Annotated in this window: 3 protein-coding genes; all 3 read left to right on the top strand. The window is 63.3% G+C overall.

Annotated features, from left to right (window positions below; all coding sequences use genetic code 11):
• Positions 1–79 precede the first annotated feature (79 nt).
• From G3N94_RS40810 to G3N94_RS40820, 3 genes are read left to right on the top strand one after another with little or no spacing between them, the layout of a single operon-like run.
• Complete coding sequence (locus G3N94_RS40810; protein ID WP_124604052.1) at positions 80–571, top strand: transposase; 492 nt, start codon at positions 80–82, stop codon at positions 569–571.
• The gene (gene tnpB, locus G3N94_RS40815; protein WP_124604050.1) at positions 547–903 is read left to right on the top strand and encodes an IS66 family insertion sequence element accessory protein TnpB; all 357 of its coding nucleotides are present in this window, start codon (positions 547–549) and stop codon (positions 901–903) included. Before G3N94_RS40810 ends, tnpB begins: the two co-directional genes overlap by 25 nt.
• 30 nt (positions 904–933) lie before the next feature.
• Positions 934–2,511, top strand: a complete 1,578-nt coding sequence (locus G3N94_RS40820) for an IS66 family transposase (protein ID WP_124604047.1) — start codon at positions 934–936, stop codon at positions 2,509–2,511.
• The last annotated feature ends 67 nt before the right edge of the window (positions 2,512–2,578 follow it).

Here is a 2,578-nt window from a genome sequence, read left to right on the forward strand (position 1 = left end):
GTATGCGATCGACTAACGACGTCTACCCAGTGACGCTCTGAGAGGCCAGCATGTGTCCACCAAACGGAGGTGGACACCTATGTCAGAGCATGACTCAGAGTTGCAGGTCGTTTCGCGCAGCCGCGACGGGCGGCGGCGTTACGACGAGAAGGGCAAACGCGCGCTGGTCGAGGCGGCGCTGCGTCCGGGTATGTCCGTGGCACGCCTGGCGCAGGAGCACGGGGTCAACGCCAATCTACTGCGCAAGTGGATCACGAAGTACCTACTCGAGCGCGAGAGCAGCCGCTGTGCATCCGACGGTGCCGTCGTCGTGGACTCGGGCGGTGATGCGCCGGTGCGCGACGGCGTTCCGGTGGTGATCCAGGGCGAGACACCTGCAACCGCATTCGTACCAGTCGTAGCCGCTGCTGCGGCGACGCCATCTGTCACGGCTACTCCAATCGCGTTTGCACTGAAGGTGCGCCTGCCCAACGGCGTCGAGTTCAACCTGGGCCAAGCCGGCATCGACGAACTGAGCACGCTGGTCCAGATGTTCGGGAGGCTGCCGTGTTCCGGTTCGACGACGAGCTGAAGGTCTACCTCCATCGCGATCCGGTGGATTTCCGCTGCGGGATCAACAGTCTGTCGATCCTGGTGGAACAGGCGATGCACCTGAGCCCGATGGCGCCCGCGCTGTTCGTGTTCGGCAACCGGCGTCGCGATCGCATCAAGATCCTGGGCTGGGAACGCAACGGCTTCTGGCTGCTGCTCAAGCGGCTCGAAGCGGGCGACCGCTTCGTGTGGCCCGACAGCAAGACGGCGGTGGTGACGCTGAGCGTCGAGTTGCTGCACTGGCTTGTCGACGGCGCCGATATCGCCGCAATTGAGCGCCATCCCAAGCGAAACTATCTGCGCGTAAGCTGAACGCGCGATCGGCATGCTGGTCAAAGCGGCATGCCGATCAACGTCACCATCGATGCCGACGAACTGAAGGCGCTGCTCGCGATGCGCGAGCAGCATGACGCGCTTCGGCGCGAGCGTGACGAGTTGCAAAGCACGTTGCGCATGGTGACGGCGGAGCGCGATCTTGCCGAGGAACGGCTGCGCGCCTACCGGCGCGAGCTGTTCGGCGCGAAGAGCGAAGCGCGCGAGTCCGATCAGCTCGGCCTGTTCAACGAAGCCGAGGTGCTCGGCGCATCCGCGACACCCGCACAAGAAGACACGCCCGGAACGAAGGTTGCCGCGCATACGCGCAACAAACGTGGCCGCAAGCCGCTCGATCCCGCCCTGCCGCGCGATATCCACCGTCACGAACTGCCTGAGGCCGAACGGTTCTGTGCCAACGACGGCCATGCGCTCGTTGAGATCGGCGTGGAAATCAGCGAGCAATTGAACGTGATTCCGGAGCAAATTCGGGTCACCCAGCATCAGCGCGTCAAGTACGCATGCCCATGCTGCGACCTGGGCATCAAGGTCACGCCGGCACCCGCGCGCATCATCCCGCGAGGGCTGCTCACCGAATCGGCGCTCGCATGGGTCGCCGCGGGCAAATATCAGTTCGGCATGCCGCTGTACCGGCAAGCGGGTCTGCTGCGGCGCTTCGGCGGCGACATCTCGTCGAACACGCTGGCGGCGAGTATGGTGCGCGTGGGCCTGGCGACGCAGCCCGTGATCAACCTGCTACGCGACGCGCTGCTGGATGCCGAACTGATCTACTGCGACGAGACTACCTTCCAGGTCCTGAAGGAAGAAGGACGACAGCCGCAGACAAAGAGTTACCTCTGGGCGCAGATGACCGACTCAGACACGCCCGTGCGCGTGTTCACCTACACGCCCGGTCGCGGCGGCAAGCTGGCCGATAAGCTGTTCGACGGCGTTCGCGAAGGTGCGGTGCTGATGACCGACGGGTACGCCCCTTACGACGGCATCGCTCAACGTCATCGGCTCATCCATCTTGCATGTTGGACGCATGCTAGGAGGGGCTTTGTGCGAGCGGAAGACAACGTCCCGAAGGCGGCGCGTACGCCCGATCTGCTGGCTACGCGCTTCATCAAATTGATCGGCAAACTGTTTGCCGCCGAGGCGCGCAGCCAAACATGGGAAGCGCAACGACGACAGCGGCTGCGACGACGATACAGCACTCGCGTGCTAGAACTCATCCACCGACTGATGCTGGAGCACCTACCCAACGTCGTGCCCGGAAGCCTGCTGGGCAAGGCGTTGAATTACATGCAGGGGCAATGGCCAAAGCTCGTCCGCTACATCGAAAACGGCGACTGGGCCATCTCGAACAACCCTTGTGAGAACGCCATCAGGCCATTCTGTTTAGGCCGCCGCGGCTGGATGTTCGCCGACACTGTCGCCGGTGCGAACGCGAGCGCAAACCTGTATTCGCTCGTGGAAACGTGCCGCGCTAACCGCATCGATCCGTACCACTACCTCCACTGGCTCTTCCAAAAACTTCCACTTGCCACGACCGTCGAGGACTACGACGCGCTGTTGCCGTGGAAGATGCCCGCCGACCTGCGCTGAGTCGCCGCTGCCACACCTCGGAGTTCGACGCTACCACTCTGAGAGGCGTGAATTAATGACCGCGTAC

It is taken from the genome of Burkholderia sp. Ac-20353 (assembly GCF_017104785.1).
Classification (GTDB): domain Bacteria; phylum Pseudomonadota; class Gammaproteobacteria; order Burkholderiales; family Burkholderiaceae; genus Burkholderia.

What these genes read in the sequence shown, in the direction of transcription:
- G3N94_RS40810 (WP_124604052.1), top strand. Translation starts at nt 80, where the DNA reads ATGTCAGAGCATGACTCAGAGTTGCAGGTCGTTTCGCGCAGCCGCGAC.
- G3N94_RS40820 (WP_124604047.1), top strand. Translation starts at nt 934, where the DNA reads ATGCCGATCAACGTCACCATCGATGCCGACGAACTGAAGGCGCTGCTC.